The 17,242-nt window shown below is 40.1% G+C and carries 15 protein-coding genes; 4 read left to right on the forward strand and 11 right to left on the reverse strand.

Annotated elements, in window-relative coordinates:
- Positions 1-711: a class I SAM-dependent methyltransferase gene (locus tag ACE01N_RS14515; protein WP_380590404.1), complete on the reverse strand. Its 711-nt coding sequence runs from the start codon at positions 709-711 to the stop codon at positions 1-3.
- 97 nt (positions 712-808) lie between these two features.
- Here ACE01N_RS14515 and ACE01N_RS14520 point away from each other — a divergent pair, with 97 nt between their 5' ends.
- On the forward strand, positions 809-1,288 hold the full coding sequence (locus ACE01N_RS14520) for a cytidine deaminase (protein ID WP_375730167.1): 480 nt from the start codon (positions 809-811) through the stop codon (positions 1,286-1,288).
- Positions 1,289-1,404: 116 nt separating this feature from the next.
- Here the strand turns inward: ACE01N_RS14520 and ACE01N_RS14525 are convergent, their stop codons facing one another.
- Together ACE01N_RS14525 and ACE01N_RS14530 are read right to left on the reverse strand one after the other, a co-directional pair.
- Positions 1,405-2,565: a 1-deoxy-D-xylulose-5-phosphate reductoisomerase gene (locus tag ACE01N_RS14525; protein ID WP_380590407.1), complete on the reverse strand. Its 1,161-nt coding sequence runs from the start codon at positions 2,563-2,565 to the stop codon at positions 1,405-1,407.
- Positions 2,566-2,568: 3 nt separating this feature from the next.
- Positions 2,569-3,435, reverse strand: a complete 867-nt coding sequence (locus ACE01N_RS14530) for a M23 family metallopeptidase (RefSeq protein ID WP_380590410.1) — start codon at positions 3,433-3,435, stop codon at positions 2,569-2,571.
- A gap of 307 nt (positions 3,436-3,742) precedes the next feature.
- Here ACE01N_RS14530 and metK point away from each other — a divergent pair, with 307 nt between their 5' ends.
- On the forward strand, positions 3,743-5,026 hold the full coding sequence (metK, locus tag ACE01N_RS14535) for a methionine adenosyltransferase (protein ID WP_380590413.1): 1,284 nt from the start codon (positions 3,743-3,745) through the stop codon (positions 5,024-5,026).
- 64 nt (positions 5,027-5,090) lie between these two features.
- On the opposite strand, the gene ACE01N_RS14540 is transcribed toward metK, so the two are convergent.
- Genes ACE01N_RS14540 through ACE01N_RS14550 form a run of 3 tightly spaced genes read right to left on the reverse strand, consistent with a single transcriptional unit; the run spans position 5,091 to position 9,020 of the window.
- Positions 5,091-5,660, reverse strand: a complete 570-nt coding sequence (locus tag ACE01N_RS14540; protein ID WP_380590416.1) for a hypothetical protein — start codon at positions 5,658-5,660, stop codon at positions 5,091-5,093.
- Positions 5,650-8,058, reverse strand: coding sequence for a TonB-dependent receptor (locus ACE01N_RS14545; protein WP_380590419.1), 2,409 nt, complete (start codon positions 8,056-8,058; stop codon positions 5,650-5,652). Before ACE01N_RS14545 ends, ACE01N_RS14540 begins: the two co-directional genes overlap by 11 nt.
- 5 nt (positions 8,059-8,063) lie before the next feature.
- A complete protein-coding gene (locus tag ACE01N_RS14550; RefSeq protein WP_380590422.1) occupies positions 8,064-9,020 on the reverse strand; it encodes a DUF4249 family protein in 957 nt (318 codons plus the stop codon).
- 175 nt (positions 9,021-9,195) lie between these two features.
- Between ACE01N_RS14550 and ACE01N_RS14555 the strand changes: the two genes are divergently transcribed.
- Entirely contained in the window at positions 9,196-9,483 is a 288-nt protein-coding gene (locus ACE01N_RS14555; RefSeq protein WP_380590425.1) for a nucleotidyltransferase family protein, read from the forward strand.
- 43 nt (positions 9,484-9,526) lie between these two features.
- Here the strand turns inward: ACE01N_RS14555 and ACE01N_RS14560 are convergent, their stop codons facing one another.
- From ACE01N_RS14560 to ACE01N_RS14580, 5 genes are all read right to left on the reverse strand, one after another.
- Entirely contained in the window at positions 9,527-10,168 is a 642-nt protein-coding gene (locus tag ACE01N_RS14560) for an MBL fold metallo-hydrolase (protein ID WP_380590428.1), read from the reverse strand.
- 200 nt (positions 10,169-10,368) lie between these two features.
- Positions 10,369-11,016, reverse strand: a complete 648-nt coding sequence (locus ACE01N_RS14565) for a protein-L-isoaspartate(D-aspartate) O-methyltransferase (RefSeq protein ID WP_380590431.1) — start codon at positions 11,014-11,016, stop codon at positions 10,369-10,371.
- Positions 11,017-11,044: 28 nt separating this feature from the next.
- Positions 11,045-12,055, reverse strand: coding sequence for an ABC transporter ATP-binding protein (locus ACE01N_RS14570; RefSeq protein WP_380590434.1), 1,011 nt, complete (start codon positions 12,053-12,055; stop codon positions 11,045-11,047).
- Positions 12,055-13,089, reverse strand: a complete 1,035-nt coding sequence (locus ACE01N_RS14575; RefSeq protein ID WP_380590437.1) for an iron chelate uptake ABC transporter family permease subunit — start codon at positions 13,087-13,089, stop codon at positions 12,055-12,057. Before ACE01N_RS14575 ends, ACE01N_RS14570 begins: the two co-directional genes overlap by 1 nt.
- On the reverse strand, positions 13,086-14,213 hold the full coding sequence (locus ACE01N_RS14580; protein WP_380590440.1) for an ABC transporter substrate-binding protein: 1,128 nt from the start codon (positions 14,211-14,213) through the stop codon (positions 13,086-13,088). Before ACE01N_RS14580 ends, ACE01N_RS14575 begins: the two co-directional genes overlap by 4 nt.
- Positions 14,214-14,446: 233 nt before the next feature.
- On the opposite strand from ACE01N_RS14580, the gene ACE01N_RS14585 reads away from it, so the two are divergent.
- Positions 14,447-17,206: a glycosyl hydrolase gene (locus tag ACE01N_RS14585; protein WP_380590443.1), complete on the forward strand. Its 2,760-nt coding sequence runs from the start codon at positions 14,447-14,449 to the stop codon at positions 17,204-17,206.
- Positions 17,207-17,242: the final 36 nt, after the last annotated feature.

The raw sequence follows: 17,242 nt of genomic DNA on the forward strand, positions 1-17,242 counted from the left end.
TTATTTTTTAATAAGCTGCGCCAGATAATCGTAATGGCTGCCTTCTTTAAGGACCCTAAAGCTGAAACCTGCCTGTTCTGCAATGAGAGCAAATGTATCCGGATCAACATACAACCAGGGGAACGCGTCCCCTTTAATTCCGTTGTACTCCATCTGAAAATCCATTTCCCCATAATAATCTCCATTCAGGTCTATGAGGAACGATCCGTCTTCTTCCTCGTACAAATATTTTAAATCGCTGCTGTCGGTAAGAATCTGACCTCCGCTGTTTATAAATGAACCCAACCTCTTTAGAAATGATCCCAGATTACGGATAGTTCCTGCCAGTCCGGTTCCGTTCATAAGTACCAGTACAGTATCATACTTCTCTGTTTCAATCCGTAAAAAATCACCCTGAATCACATTCTTTACACCGCGCTTCTTCATAACGTCGCAACACAGATCAGATATTTCAAGTGCTGTCACATCCATACCTTTTTCCTGAAGTATTAAGGCATGGGCACCCACACACGCCCCTATATCCAGCACTTTCCCTTTACAGTTGTCAATAGCGGATTTCTCAATTTCCGGAAGGTTACTATACTTTCTGAAAAGATAGTTTACCGGGATTTCATCGTCATCAAATTGTGATGAATGCACAATGAGCTTTTTTGCTTTACCGGTTTTATAATAGTCAGAAACGGCCAGACCAATAGGATCACTTTGTAACATAAAATAGGATTAATTGCACAAAAATAGCACAAACACCTTATATAATGTTGATGCAACAGAACATTATCGCTAATTTTGAAACGTTTAGAAAACTGCGATGAAAACAAAACAGATCACACTAACCACACTGGAATTCGAAAACAGTGATGAATTCTCAGCATTGGAGAAAGAAACCATCGAAGCCTGTAAAAAAGCTGCCGACACTGCATGGGCTCCATATTCAGGATTTCATGTTGGAGCAGCTGTTTTGCTTGATAATGGCGAAATAGTGACCGGAAGCAACCAGGAAAATGCCGCTTATCCATCCGGCCTGTGTGCAGAACGTGTGGCACTGTTTGCGGCACATTCCAAATATCCAAAAAGCAAAGCGTTATGTCTGGCAGTTTGCGCTCAAAAAGATGGCACTTTCCTGGATCAGCCTGTTTCTCCATGCGGCAGTTGCCGCCAGGTTATTACAGAATCCAACACCAGGTTTGGTTCACCTATGAAAGTAATACTTTACGGCAGTGAAAAGATTGTTGCCATAGAAAATTCCAATGATTTACTGCCTTTGAGGTTCGACAGCTCGAGTTTTTGAGACGTGAAATCGTTAATCGTAAAACCGTGAGTCGTGAGTCGTGAATCGTAGTCTTGTATCTTGATTCTTATGTCTCGCGTCTTGGTTCTTGTGTCTTTATTCTTTATTCTTATATCTTACTTAATCATCGACGCGGCAATTTTCCGGGCTTCAGCATCGGTAGCAACGTAATCTTCGTACGTTGGTTTTTTAACGTGGGCTGTTTTCTCCATGGTCTTTTCTATGATTTCTGCAATTTCAAGAAATCCGATTTTGTCCTGTAAAAATGCTTTCACAACCACCTCATTTGCTGCGTTCATAATACAGGGAATGTTGCCACCGCAATACATGGCCTGATATGCCAGTTCAAGACAGCGGAATTTTTCAGGATCGGGCTGTTCAAATGTCAGTTCAGGATAAGCTAAAAAGTTAAAACGAGGAAAAGTTGACCTTAATCTTTTCGGATATGATAATGCATACTGAATGGGCAGTTTCATATCGGGCAGCCCCATTTGTGCTTTCAGGGATCCATCAGTAAACTCCACCAATGAATGTATAATGGACTGCGGATGCACGATGACTTCAATCTGGTTATGTTTAAGACCGAAAAGCCACTTGGCCTCAATTACCTCAAACCCTTTATTCATCATTGTTGCAGAATCAATGGTTATCTTGACACCCATATCCCAGTTAGGATGCTTTAAAGCTTCTTTGCTGGTTACATTCTGCAGGTAGTCATAATTGCGGGTTCGGAATGGCCCACCGGAAGCCGTCAATATTATTTTTTCAACCTGATTTTGCCATTCACCTGCCATACACTGATATAAAGCCGAATGTTCGGAATCGACCGGCAAAATGGCAATCTTGTTTTCTGCAGCCATTCCCATGATGAGCTCACCAGCCACCACCAGTGTTTCTTTGTTGGCCAGGGCTATATTTTTACCAGCTTTAATGGCATTAATGGTTGGTTTTAAACCTGCATATCCCACCATAGCCGTCACCACCATGTCAACAACACCAAATTCAACCACCTGGGCAATAGCCTCCTCTCCAGCAAAAACTTTTATGGGTAAACCTGACAGTGCTTCCGAAACAGTCGGGTATTTATCCTTATTTCCGATAACGACCACTTCAGGTTTAAATTCCAGTGCCTGTTTTATCAACAAATCAGCATTGTTACCTGCCGTAAGAACATAAGCCTCGAATTTATCGCTGTGTCCACGAATCACATCCAGAGTTTGTGTTCCGATTGAACCCGTTGAACCTAATATCGCTAGTTTTTTTCTGGTCTTTTCCATGGATTAAAATACAATGTGTTTCTCCGGATCAATGGCTTTACCATCTTTCCATAGTTCCAGGTGCAGATGCGGTCCTGTGGTCAGTTCTCCCGAATTACCGATGATCGCTATGGCCTCTCCTGCTTTTACCTTATTCCCTTCATCCTTCAGCAAAGTACTGTTATGTTTGTACACACTAATAAGGTTATTGGCATGTTGAACCTGAATAACATAACCTGTTACCAGCGACCATTCTGCAAAAATTACTGTTCCGTCTGCCACCGCCATTACCTTTTCGTTCGGTGCTGCAGCAAGATCAACGCCCCAATGTTCCTCTTCCGGATCAAACGTGTTGGTTACCACACCATCCACCGGCTTATACAGCATTAACTCATCATCGTTATTTTCTTCTTCTTCGGTATTAAAAACCTGAAGGTTATATTTCTCACGTTGTTCAATATCTGATCTGAAAAGCGAATCTGCCAGACTTGGTTCAAGATCCATACGTTCCATGAATGTTGGATGAGTCTCCGACGAACCTGTGTCGGCAAACATTTCTTCCGGCAAATCACCTTCAAGAATAACACCAATACTGTTCAAATATCTTCCATACTGGTTCAGTTTGTTTTCAAGTGAATCAGCCAGAATTGTACTTCTTGCTATGTTTTCCTGCATTTCGGCAGTTGGAAAACCCGGGATATACTGTTTTAAAGGCGTGAACACAATCATAGCAGCGGTACCGCCTCCAACAATTGTAAACACAATAAACATAAAAATGAGAATATTGAACGGAGATAACCTCCACCACTGCACCTCATCATATGTTTCCTCGTTGATGATGGAAATACGGTACTTTTGACGTAAACTTTTTCTTTTCCTTTTTTTAGCCATAAAACCGGATAATCTTCACAAAAATAACGGAATTTCATGTTCTGATACTATCGGCTAACATAAATTATGAATCCTCCCAATATTAATTATTCCTTCAACGTATAGATTCCAGCCTGATATTGTGTATTAAAACTATTTAAAATGGTTAAAAATTACAGATGAGTCTGAAAAATATATATATTTGCAGCCGTAATCGTGGAAAGATTTGGCTGCTTGCAACCACATAAAAAAATGCTAAAAAGAATCTGCATTTATAAGCCTTGCCTGACAAATCATCCACAAATGTTTAAAGTTTAAATCTTAAATCATGGGATATTTATTTACATCAGAGTCCGTATCTGAAGGCCATCCTGATAAGGTTGCCGATCAGATTTCAGATGCTCTGCTCGACGAATTTCTGGCTTTCGACAAGAGGTCGAAAGTTGCTTGCGAAACATTGGTAACTACCGGACAGGTTGTTCTTGCCGGTGAGGTAAAATCTCAAACCTACGTGGATGTTCAGGAGATTGCACGAAAGGTGATTAATAAAATTGGCTACACAAAAGGGGAATACCGTTTTGAAGGAGACTCCTGTGGTGTTCTGAATGCCATCCATGAACAATCTGCTGATATAAACAGAGGTGTTGACCGCGAGGACCCCAAAACACAGGGTGCAGGTGACCAGGGAATGATGTTTGGATACGCCAGCAGAGAGACAGATAATTACATGCCAATATCGTTGGAATTATCACATTTGTTGCTCAAAGAACTGGCTGATATCCGCCGCGAAGGAAAAGAGATGACTTATCTTCGTCCGGATTCCAAATCACAGGTAACCATCCAGTATGATGACAATGGCGCTCCTGAACGTATTCATACTATTGTGGTATCAACACAGCATGATGAGTTTATTACGCCCTCATCGCCGGATGCTCAGCTGAAGGCTGACGAAGACATGGTGGCTAAAATAAAAAACGACGTGATCAATATTTTGATCCCAAGAGTGAAATCACACCTTCCTGAACGTGTTAAGGCATTGTTCGATGAAGCAATTATTTACCATGTGAACCCAACCGGGAAATTCGTTATTGGCGGACCTCACGGCGATACAGGTTTAACGGGACGTAAAATTATTGTGGATACTTACGGCGGTAAAGGTGCTCACGGTGGTGGTGCTTTTTCCGGTAAAGATCCTTCAAAAGTAGACCGTTCTGCAGCTTATGCAGCGCGCCATATTGCTAAAAATATTGTAGCAGCAGGAGTAGCAGATGAGGTTCTGGTTCAGTTGTCGTATGCCATCGGTGTGGCAGAGCCAATCAGTGTTTTTGTGGACACTTATGGTTCGTCCAACATTGATTTAGGTGATGCTGCCATTGCCAATAAAGTGTCTGAGATTTTCGACCTGACGCCAAACGGAATTGAAACAAGGCTTAAACTGCGTAACCCTATTTATCTGGAAACAGCAGCTTATGGTCACATGGGACGTAAACCGGAGATGGTTCGCAAAAAATTCAGCTCACCTTATTCAGGAGAACTGGAAACAGAAGTGGAACTGTTTACCTGGGAAAAACTTGACTATGTGGATGCCATAAAAGAGGCATTTAAGTTATAAAAACTATTGATCCGATGACGTTGAGTCATCGGATCAATCTCTTAGATCTCACTCCCACTAACTTTTAAAACATGATCTCAATACCGTATTCCCATCGGTGGTTATACGTAATGAATTTCCCATAATCATACTCAGCAAAAATTCCGAAGTGCTTTGACAGGTTGACTGAAAAACCAGCCCCGATGCTATATTCAGGATTGATTGCTTTAGAATATGATACATTTTGCTCTGCAACGTGAAATCCTCCTATTTTACCGGTTAAATACAGATCATACCGAAAGTTCCTCGTATTCATAAATAAAGGCAGAACATGAAAATTCCCATTAAGACCAAAGAATAATACCGGCGATAAAGTCCCAATTCCGTAACCCGTACCTGTTTCTTCGTCGAAGGTATATTCTGTCAAAACATTAATTCTGGTGTAATTAGCGTAGCATCCAACTTCCCACAATTCTGTCATCCTAAAATTCGGATTAATACCCCATAAATTATAATAAAAGTTTCTTCTTGGGTTTTTACCGTAAAGTATTGGGGAATAATACATTTTTAAATTCAATTTCTGAAAGTCTGTTTCCTGTGCTATTATATTTAAGCTTATACAGGACAGTATGATTAAAATGATTTTAGTCTTCATAATACAGCCACCGGTTAAGTTTTTTTCGATTTTCTTTTTTCTGTTCTCTGTTTTTCCTGAATCTAATTCTTATATCATTATCCCTGTCACCAAAATACACTTTATACGAAACGGAAGGGATAAACGGGAAATAACTTATTTTATACATTTTCAGGTTCTCATAATTATCCCAATATTCCGGATGATAAATCTCTCCCGAAGCATCATCGTTGTAATAGTAATAATATGCATTTTGACGTGCATAAGCATTATAAACAGAAAATGTCCAGACTGCTTTATTTCCCCTTTTAGTTACTGTTTTGTAGTTCAAACTTAAATCCAAACGATGGTAATCCTGCATTCGTGCAGAATTCCGTTCGCCGTAAATCAGCGCTTCATAATATGTTTTACCTTCATCCTGAGGATTTTGTACAAGCTGCCTGCCAATTACGGGTGTGTAGGGCAATCCGGTGTGATACACCCAAAGTGCATTCAAATCCAGCTTATCGGTCAGTTTATAATTCAATAAAACAGATACATTATGAGGCCGGTCATAGTCAAATACATACTCGTTCCCTTTGTTTATACCTGAAAATTTTCGGGTTGTTTTAGAATAGTCATATGAAACTGATCCGGTTAATCTACCCTGCTGCTTTTTCAAACTCACTTCTATTCCGTCAGATTTCCCCTCACCACCCGTTTCAACCTTTTTTCGCCAGTTTATATCACCGGGCATAAACGAATACCCTTCCCGGAACTCAACAAGGTCGCTCATTTTTTTATGATATACATCCATTTTGAATTCATAGGTGTTTTCTTGAAATAAATATTTCCAACCGGCAGAATACTGATCAGAAACAGATAATGGAATATCATTGTCTGCTGCCACCCATACTTCATTGTGCATAATATCACCTTGTGTACTTAGCAGGTGCGATCCCTGATGAACAGCCATGTACCCAAAATTAAACAAAAGTTTTGAGGCTGGTTTATAGTTCAGTTGTAAACGCGGCTCTATAAAAGTTTTCATGAATCCATTGGTTGTGTAATTCATTAACCTTCCGCCCAAATTAAATTCCAGACGTTTATGAACCGAAACTTTATTGTCAACATACACTGCCAAATCGTTTGACACCAAAGTTCTTTCATCAATTGTAGTTCCTTCGGTTGTAATATATTCATTGGGAATTTGAAACCATAAATCAGACTGTAACCCATAATTAATAGCCCAACCTTTAAATAAGGCTACGTTCCAGTCGGATACGAACATCATATTATTTATCTTACTCCGGTATTTTGTAAGCTGATCTTCTGCATCAAGTAAGGTTTGTTTTACTATGTTTCTGGTTCTGTAGTTATTGTACGACAGAATATTTGACACAGTCATCCCTGAATTAAAATTGTGTTTCCACCGCGACGATATTAACCAGTTGCCCCATGTATTGTTGTACTTGCTTCTTTCTGAACCATACGAAACAAACGACAGGTAGTCATCACCGTAATACAGGTTCAGATAAAATGAATTATTCGGGTCCTTTTTAAAAGTCACCTTTCCATTTAAATCATGAAAACCGTAAAACGTCAAATAATCTCCTCCACCGGACAAATAAGAAGCGAGCATCATAAGAGGTTCCGTCATAGTTTTTCGTCCTGTTAAGATGTAGCTTATATTCTTATTCCTGTTTAACGGCCCCTCTACCGCAAACGAGAGATCTGTTAACCCGATGCTTACATTTCCGCGCTGTTTATCCATATTCCCTTCTTTCTGCGAAATATTGATAATGGAAGATAATTTCCCGCCATACTTAGCCGGAAACCCGGATTTATACAATTCCAGTCCATTTATAATATCCGGATTAAACACCGACATAAAGCCCCCCAGATGATACACATAAATCAGAGGAACATTATCGAGCAAATAAAGGTTTTGTCCCGGGCTTCCTCCACGAACGAGTATAGATCCGGAACCTTCGTTCTGCGTGCTGATACCAGGCAAATTCTGAATGGATTTTAACACGTCAGGTTTGCTACCCAAAGAAGGCATCTGTTCTAACTGCCGCGATGAAAACCTTTCGGAGTTAAAATTTTGCCACCGTGTTGAAAATACATTAAAGGCATCCAGGCTGTAGCCTTTCTTTAATTTAATGGTTAGCACACCTGATAAGTTTTCTGATAAAATAACCGTTGTGTCCTGATAACCGATATAAGATATTTTTAAAGTATCACCCGAATTTGCAAAAAATGAAAAGTAACCTTCCAGATTTGTAATTGTACCGTTATTAGCAGAAATATCATACACATTGGCCCCAATCAACAGCTCTTTGGAAATGTTATCTCTTACATATCCTGAAACCCTTATCTGCGATAAACTTAAGATCGGAATAAGAACAATACTTATCGCAAACACTTTTCTAAGCATAGGAATTAATTATTAACAGATTCGGGTATAATTGTATCTGAAATGCAGGTGCTGTAAGCCGCAAAAATGCCATATCCGTTTTCAACATTGGAGTACAACCGAAAACTTCTTAGCACATCTCCAAAAACATTTGGGTAACGGCCTTGCTCGTATAAATATAACTGCTTTACAAACCGGTAATATTCATAACTAATGCTTCTAAGTTCTACTACTACGGGATAAAGATGGGTATGTTTGCCGGTATTATCCTCTGAATATGAACCTGTCGTGTAATTTAATGTCATGGTATAGGAACTGCCTTCAATTAATTCGTTGCTAAATACCGGCAAAGGTAAACCTTCGTTCAATATCAGCGGATCAGTAATATTAATCAGTGCAGGAATGTCAATTAACGTATCAGTTGATTTATCCAAATTTCCATTTTCTTCATTCCATACGTAATTATTGTACTCCCTGATAAGCTTAACAACAACCTCGAAATACAATAATTCCGAAGGATCGTTTGTAAACTCCAAATGTATGGCCGGATAACTGATCCCTTCCTTGTCAATCCCGGCATTATCAACCTGAGTGATACTAATAATCTCCTGTTTTACCGGCATACGGCATTCTGCAACTGCAACAGCCATATCCTTATAATTTGCCAAACACCGGTACCTGTTATTTGCTACAGGGATAAAATCAGATGTATAAATTCCATCTCCGAAACATGTAAGCGTATCTTTTATAGTTCCGTTTTCTTCAAGGTAAACAAGGGCACTATCAATCAATTTCAGTTCTTCATAGTTGAAACCGGAAGTTAAGGACAGTTGAATTTTTATCGGTTCGTCACTTCTAAAAAAAGAATTGATCACCGGCCGGGCTTCCATATCAGGGAGTTCATCGGTAACAAGTTTGCGGCAACTTGCTGATAAAAGTCCAAGTAGCATTAAAGCTATCAGATAATATTTTTTTAGGTTCATATAGTCAATAATTCTTTTCAGTATCAATTCAGGTATCTAAGTACAAATAGAACTAAATTTATATTCAAATTATTGTATTGCGAATTATATTTAATTTTCATTATTAATGCCCACGCTTTTCCCATATATTACTTCGTGCTTTAACATTTTTCAATAAAGTTATTATCTTTGTTTTATGCGGTTAAAACCTGAAATATTAACGTATATCCGGGAAACTTCACAGTCCCTCTTTCCCGGGTCTGACATCTATCTATTCGGTTCACGGGTTAATGATGAAGCAAAAGGTGGTGATATTGATTTGCTCATATTATCAGAACAGAAAATTGAAAAAAAACACTTGCGTCAGTTCAGAGTTGAGTTTTATAAACGCTTCGGCTGGCAAAAGATAGATCTTGTAAATTTTCTCAAAACAGAAGACTCAACTTTTAAAAATATTATTTTGCCCAAAGCAATACCTCTGTAAAATAGTAGGTCAGAAGTGGCTGCGACTTAAAGTTGCACTTCCACTAATTTATAAACGGATTATCTTGTTTCTCCTCTCCTATCGTGGTCTTCGGGCCGTGACCGGAATATACAACGGTTTCATCGGGTAAAGTCAGTAGCTCGGACTTAATTCTGCTAATCAACTGGTCGTGATCACCTCCCCAGAGATCTGTTCGTCCAATGCTGCCACTAAACAGGCAATCGCCGGCAAATACCACCTTATCATTTTCTGAATAAAAACAAAGCCCTCCGGGCGAATGTCCCGGCACCAGCAAGACTTTAAACGTCGTGTTTCCAAACCTTATCAAATCACCTTCATTCAGATAGTTTCCGATGGATGGAGGTTCTGCATTCATTACCAAACCAAACATCTGCGCCTGCCCCTGAACCATGTTGTAAAGGTCCTGTTCATTAAAATGAGCTTCAGGCTTTAAACCATATTTTTCGTAAAAAAAGGCATTCCCAAGTACGTGATCCACATGCAAATGTGTACACCATACCTTTTCAGGCTTAAGTTTGTTTTCTTCAATGTATGCACTAATGTCACTGTTTTCACGATCCGACGAACATCCCGGATCAATTATAACGCAGGCTCCGCTTTCATCCGACACCACATACGTGTTTTCCTGAAAGGGATTAAATATAAATGTTTTAATTGTTAGCATATTAGTTTTATTTAGAATTTAGAATCAAGAACCAAGAATCAAGACTTTGTAAGTTTTATACAATTTCTATCAGTCCCGATAGCTATCGGGACCGCAGATTGAAAAGCAGATTATCGCTGTACAATATAAAAACCATTCTTCATTTATCTATTCTTTAGTTATTTAATCTGTCTTATATCTTGATTCTTGGTTCTTGTGTCTTATTCAACCCCTTTCAGCATCGGCACGAATGTAAATACACCAAATTTTTCCATCTCAAAATCCGTATCACTGATCCGTGTAATCCGCATCATTATCTGCGGTTCACCTCCAACCGGCACAACCATCAGCCCACCCACATTCAGTTGTTTCAGCAATTTCTGAGGAACCTCAGGTGCTGCTGCCGTTATCAATATCCGGTCAAACGGTGCCTCTTCCGGAATCCCTTCAAACCCATCACCATAAACCAGCTTGGGATAGTATCCCAGTCTTTTCAGCAGAACAGGTGTAACCGAGTAGAGACTTTTCTGACGTTCAATGCTATATACGGTAGCGCCCATTTCACATAACACTGCCGCCTGATATCCGGAACCGGTTCCTATTTCCAGCACCTTTAAACCTTTGTCCACTTTGAGTAAGGCAGTCTGATAAGCTACAGTATAAGGCTGAGATATGGTTTGTCCCGCTCCAATCGGATAGGCATTATCGTAATAAGCAAATGAGAGTAAATCAGGTCTGAAAAATTTATGCCGGGGAACTTTATTTATGGCATTTAAAACAGAAACATCCGTTATTCCTTTCCGCTCCAGTTCACGCACCAACCGTTCCCGTTGTCCGGTAAACCTTATTTCATCGTTTGGATTCTGCATATACAACAAAGATAGCACAAATGTAAGATCAGGCAATCAGCGAATTCAAAACCTCCCAAATCGTATTGCATACTACTTTTTCCGTTCCGCGTTCTACCAGCCAGTCTTTCTCGTTGACAATGACTTCAAACGGTGCCTCATCAGAAATCCGGTATCCATGTCGCTCCAAAGCCCTGCGCGTCCAGAATACACGCACATTATCACCCTTTAGTTTTACAAATTTATTCTGTTCATAGACCACCTTAAATGTTCCTGATTTGATCTCAAAATCAAAGGACTGGTTATGGAATGCATGTTCGAACTCACCACTTAACACAAGGTCTTCCGGTGTTCCGGTAATTACACCGCGCTCTTCTGTCATGAGCCATACGCGGTCTGCTGTCTGTAGCGCCAGATCCAGTTCGTGCGTAGATATCAGAATGGATTTATTGGTCCTTCTGGCTAAAGAACGCAACAGTTTCATAATTTCCACCCTGTTGGGTAAATCAAGGTGTGCGGTTGGTTCATCCAGTAAAATCAACGGACAGTCCTGCGAAAGAGCCCTGGCGATCATAACCCGTTGCCGCTCGCCGTCACTCAGGTTTTCGAAGGGTTGACCCGAAAAGCTCAACATACCAACCTGCTTCAGAGAGGTTTCTATCGCTTCCATATCTTCAGGCCCCAGACTACCAAACCAGTTGGTGTGCGGGTGTCGTCCCATGGCAACCATATCAAACACGGTAAAATGTCCGGGATTGATCCGGTCCGTCAGCACTACGCTGATCATACGCGACAACTGTTTCAGATTTTCATCATTAAGCGGAATATTTTCGATGTATGTTTCACCTTCAATGGCAGGCTGCATGCCCGAAATAGTCCGGATCAGTGTCGATTTTCCAACACCATTCGGTCCGATCAGGCAAATCATTTCTCCTCTGAAAATACTCAGGTTCAGATCCGACATTACGATCTTATGAACTTTCCTCCGGCTTTTGTACCCGATGCTCAGATTCGTCGTCTGAAGAATGGTATCGAACGGTATGTTTTTAAATTCCACCATCAGAATGCGCTCTTTTTTGATTTACTTCTGAAGATGACCCAGATAACTACCGGCGCCCCAAACAAGGCGGTTACCGCATTAATAGGCAGAGTATTATGTAATCCCGGCAGCTGTGATATAATATCAAACAACAGCATTAAAGATGCTCCATACAAAGCAGTTAATGGCATCAGTTTTTTGTGATCCGAACTGTTGAGTCCGAAACGTGCCATATGCGGAACGGCGACTCCAATAAAACCAATGGGTCCCACAAAAGCCGTTAAAGTGCCGGCAATCAAACTTGTGATCAATATAATTATAATGCGTAATTGTTTATTATTTACACCTATGCTACGGGCATAATTTTCACCCAACAACATGGCATTCAAATTCTTGACCAGAGCAAATGCAAGTACAATTCCAATGGCAAAGCAGACCGTTATTATCCGCACTTCACTCCATGTGATTCCCGACAAGCTTCCGAATGTCCACACCAAAAAATTGTGTACTGTATTCGGATCACTGAAATATTGTAAAACTGTGACTATAGCCCCTGTGATGCTGCCAAACATAATACCCACAATAAGCAAAGAAACCGTATCGTTTACGCGTAACGAAACCAGGAGTGTCAGTGCCATAACAAGCGCAGCTCCAATTATAGCCGAAAAAACAATTCCCAGTGCTCCGGTCGTTAAAACAGTCGCCGTTCCAAACGCCAAACCAGCTGCCATGGTATACAAAGCAACTCCAAGGCTCGCGCCGGAACTGATACCTAATACAAATGGTCCTGCCAGTGGATTTCGAAACAACGTTTGCATCATTAATCCCGACACTGAGAGTCCTGCTCCTACATAAATGGCCACCAAAGCCTTAGGCAATCTGAAATCCAGAATAATGTATGTATGAGTTGAATCCATACCCGATCCGAACAGGATCTTAAGGGCATCCGTAAGAGGAATAGATACACTTCCCATTAATAAATCGGCAATAAAGAACACCACGGTCAGTAGCACTACAATTACCAATCGGAATGTAAACCGGGAAGTTTGTTTCATTTATCCAGCCGTTTGTAAAAGATTAAGGAATCCTGTCCTGTTTCGGGATGTAAAATATGAATTAAATCGCTTAAAACTAAATCCGGTCGCCAGGTTCCTGTTTCAAAATAATCGTTTCCCCGATTTAAAACGCCACGTCCCTGCCGATTATACACATTACCAATTTCAACCGGTCTAAATGAACCGTAGCGCTTATCATGAGACAACATCTCTGACATGGTTTTTTCCTGTACATTCAGCCAGTAATCTGCATTTTTTGCTTCGGAATAAACCACCTCAAAACTTACGGCCATGCTTCCGGATGTGGTATCTGTGTTAAAAATATAATTTCCACCAGCATCCTTAATCAGTCCCGACACATAGCTTTTACCACCTGGCAGATACCAGACTCCTTTGAAACTGTTTCCGCAAAATACCTCAGGCTTTGTATCAAGAGAATCCGCATAATTCACCAATGTTTTATAATGTTGTACCACAGCAGAAAAAACAGAATCTGCATATGCTTCTTTATCATACAATAATCCAAAAAACTTAATCCATTCGGCTCGAGCCAATGGTGTTTTTTCAGTCCAGGCCACAGTGTAAATAACCGGTACTCTGGCTTCTTTCAATATCCGGTTATTTTCTTTTGCGTTGGGAAACCCGGACATAAACACAGCATCGGGATGCATTGCGAGAATCTTTTCAGTATCCGGCACCATGCTTTCACCCAAATTCTGCACCTCTCCTTTTTCAATGCCATATTTAACGTCAGTATTATATACTCTAAAAGGATCTGTAACACCTTTTACACTTTTAATAGCATTTACAGCATTTATAAAACCGATATGTGTAACTGAAAGTGCCGCCACTTTTTGCAAAGGAATCTTTATCTGAAAATCCAGATCCTTAATGTCTTTAAGAGGTTCGTTCCGGAAAAATGCAAATTTCTGAAATACAACCGAATGATCATTGGGGTGTTTAATTGTTACAATATAACCATCTCCATTTTTTTCGATGCTAAAACCAGAAGCGTACAAATTAGGTAATTCATCAGCTCCTCCAGTTCTTTCAGACGCAGGTTTACGATTACATGTACAAGCAACCAACAAAATAATAAGACCGAACAGATATAAATATTTCATTAAAAAAGTATGATTGTATTACCTGTGCAAAAGTAAAACTTAAAATGCAACAAATGCAATTCCTGTCATTTTGTATAGCGTAATTTATGTGCCAAAGATGGCTGTCGAAAAATTTACACTCTATTTTGATTTTATAACCCCTGGTATGAAATTTGTTGCAGTATCTTGCACATCGGTTTGGGGGCCATACAGAATTAATAAATATTTTTGCATGAGAATTTTAAATCCGCAACATGAATAATTTAAACACTTTTAAAACTACTTTTTATTTTAAGTCGCTCAGAAAAAATCAGTTCTTTAGAAGAGCTTCTTTGATATCGGCAATCCTGATGATTTTCGTAATAACAAGTGCGCATGCTGTTGATGTACAGACCGTTGATTCTCTTCTGGAACAGGATATTGTATTGAGCGTGGCTGTAGAATATCATATAACAAATTCTAAGAATGCCTTAACCAATAGTACTGTTGATCTTACCAATGTAGACGCCTGGTTATTTTTTGACAATATGCGTCCTGCCGATGTGGTAGCCAAATACAGAACTTCCATAAAAATTAACGGAAGTACTCTAACTGATGGCACAAACGGACGTGTGGCTATTTATAAACTGGGCACCGTAATCATGCCTCACGGATCTGGATTTAAACCTTTAACCGTTTTTACAGAATCTGATTTTGGAGGAGAAGAAAATTCTTATGCTGTTCAAACGTATTATACAAATCTTGGAACTTTCGATAATGCCATTAGGTCTTTTAAACTTAAGAGGGGCTATATGGCCACCTTTGCCAACACCAACGATGGTTCAGGATACAGCCGTGTTTTCATTGCTGATAACCGCGATCTTGAAATTAACATGCCTGCACTGTTATCGGGCAAAGTTTCCTTTATCCGTGTGTTCAAACACCAGTGGGTAACCAAAAAGGGCAAAGCGGGCTGGAGTCCTGAAGACATTAATTCAACGGCATATTACGATTGGAATATCGGCGGTAATTCTTCGTATAACTATGAATATGCTGCGATACGCCAAAACGGAGGATGGCCATCATGGGATGCAATTAACAACAAACCAAACATAAGTCATCTGCTCGGATTCAATGAACCTGACAGACCGGATCAGGCCAATATTTCATTTGATGCCATGATTGATCAGTGGCCAAATTTTATGAAATCGGGATTAAGATTGGGGTCACCTGCATGGTCTTCCGAATGGAACGGAGCGCCGGATGGAGGCGGTAACCTGTTCGATTTTATTGCAAAATGTGATGAACTGAATTACAGGGTCGATTTTGTTGCACTGCATTGTTACTGGGCTAAATCCGCACAGCAGTGGTATAACGATCTTAAGTATATACATGACAGAACTGGTCGGCCTATATGGATCACAGAATGGAATAATGGTGCCAACTGGACCAATGAAAGCTGGCCGGCAGGAAACAGGGAATATAATCCTGCAAATGCTGCCAAACAGCTAAATGATATGAAAGCTATACTGCAGGTTCTGGATACTGCAAGTTTTGTGGAACGCTACTTTATTTACGACTGGGTTCAGGATTGCCGTGCAATGGTTTTAAACGGCGGACTGACACTGGCTGGACAATATTACTACGATAATCCTTCAGAAATTGCGTTCACTCATAAAAATGAAGTTATCCCACACTGGAATGCTCAGACTCCTTACATTAAATTAGTCACTTCTGTTCCCTCGGTTAAAAAACATTTAATTCAATGGGTTGATCCTAACAAGGAACTGACTAACAGAATTGTAGTGGAAAGAAGGGTGAATGATGGTGATTTCGAAGAAGTTTTCAGTACAACCAACACGACAATCACAGTGTATCAGGATCCCTACCAGGAAGGCGTTCAGGGAACAGTCCAGTACCGGATTAAAAGTACGCTTGCCGGCGGTACAACTGTATATTCACAAATTGGATCGGTTTCCGTAACATCCGGCGCTGATTCTATTCAGGTTGCTAAATTTATGGTTTCAAATTTTGATGATCAGGCCTGTGTATTTCCGCATTCGTTTACAAATGATCCGTCTATTATTCTGGGACCAATTTCATATAGAAACAGCAAACCACAGCTCACAAAAAGAATCAGCAAACTGGATGACAGTAAAGTAGATATGCGTGTCGAGACCTGGGCATTTCAGGCTGGAGATAATCTGGATATTCAAAACAAGCCGGAATCCATATCTTTCCTCGCTTTACCGGACGGAAACTACGATATGGACGGTATTACAGCCGAAGTAAAAAAGGTTTCATCTGTAAATGGATCATGGAAGCAAGTGAATTTTACCGTTCCGTTTGATACCAAACCGATTGTATTTGTCACACAGCTTACCGATGTTACATCTTTCCCTACAAAGGTCAGAATTAAAGATGTAACCACAACAGGATTCCAGGTATGTATTCAGAAAGAAGCATCGCAGACCGCTTCTGTTTCATCAGAAACAGTCGCATATTTTGCAGCAACAGAAGGTACCGGTGTTCTGGACCGGAAAAAGATAGCTGTTGGTAAAACTGCTTCAATGGTTGGTGATCTTTTGAAACAGGCACAGATCAATGTAGACGATTCCTATACCGATCCGGCTTTGTTTGCCGAATTGCAGACAGCCAATGATAACGTGACAACATCACTCCGCTACTTTGATGTTAACCTGAATAAACGTGTATTTAAACAGGCTGAAACGTCAACCGGTGCAAAATCAGTGGCACAGGATGAATTGGGCTACATGATTATTGATATGGCAGCAGGGCAGTTTCAACCGGTACAAAAGGTATCATCACAACCCGTCGCATTCTATCCGAATCCGGCCAGAGATGTCCTTTACTTTAAGATGAACTCCCCTGCAAAGGTTGAAATCTTTGACCTTACCGGATCAAAGGTTATCGAAGAAAATGTACATAATCAACTGAATATTGAAGCTTTAAATTCCGGTATTTACCTTGTTTTTGTTAATGGTAAGGCAACAGGGAAATTTATGAAGATGTAACCATAATTCATCGGTTTAAGAATTAAAAACAGGGCA

Origin of the sequence: Quyinboa ferrireducens, assembly GCF_042436675.1 — a bacterium.
Taxonomy (GTDB): domain Bacteria; phylum Bacteroidota; class Bacteroidia; order Bacteroidales; family UBA5342; genus JBHJHP01.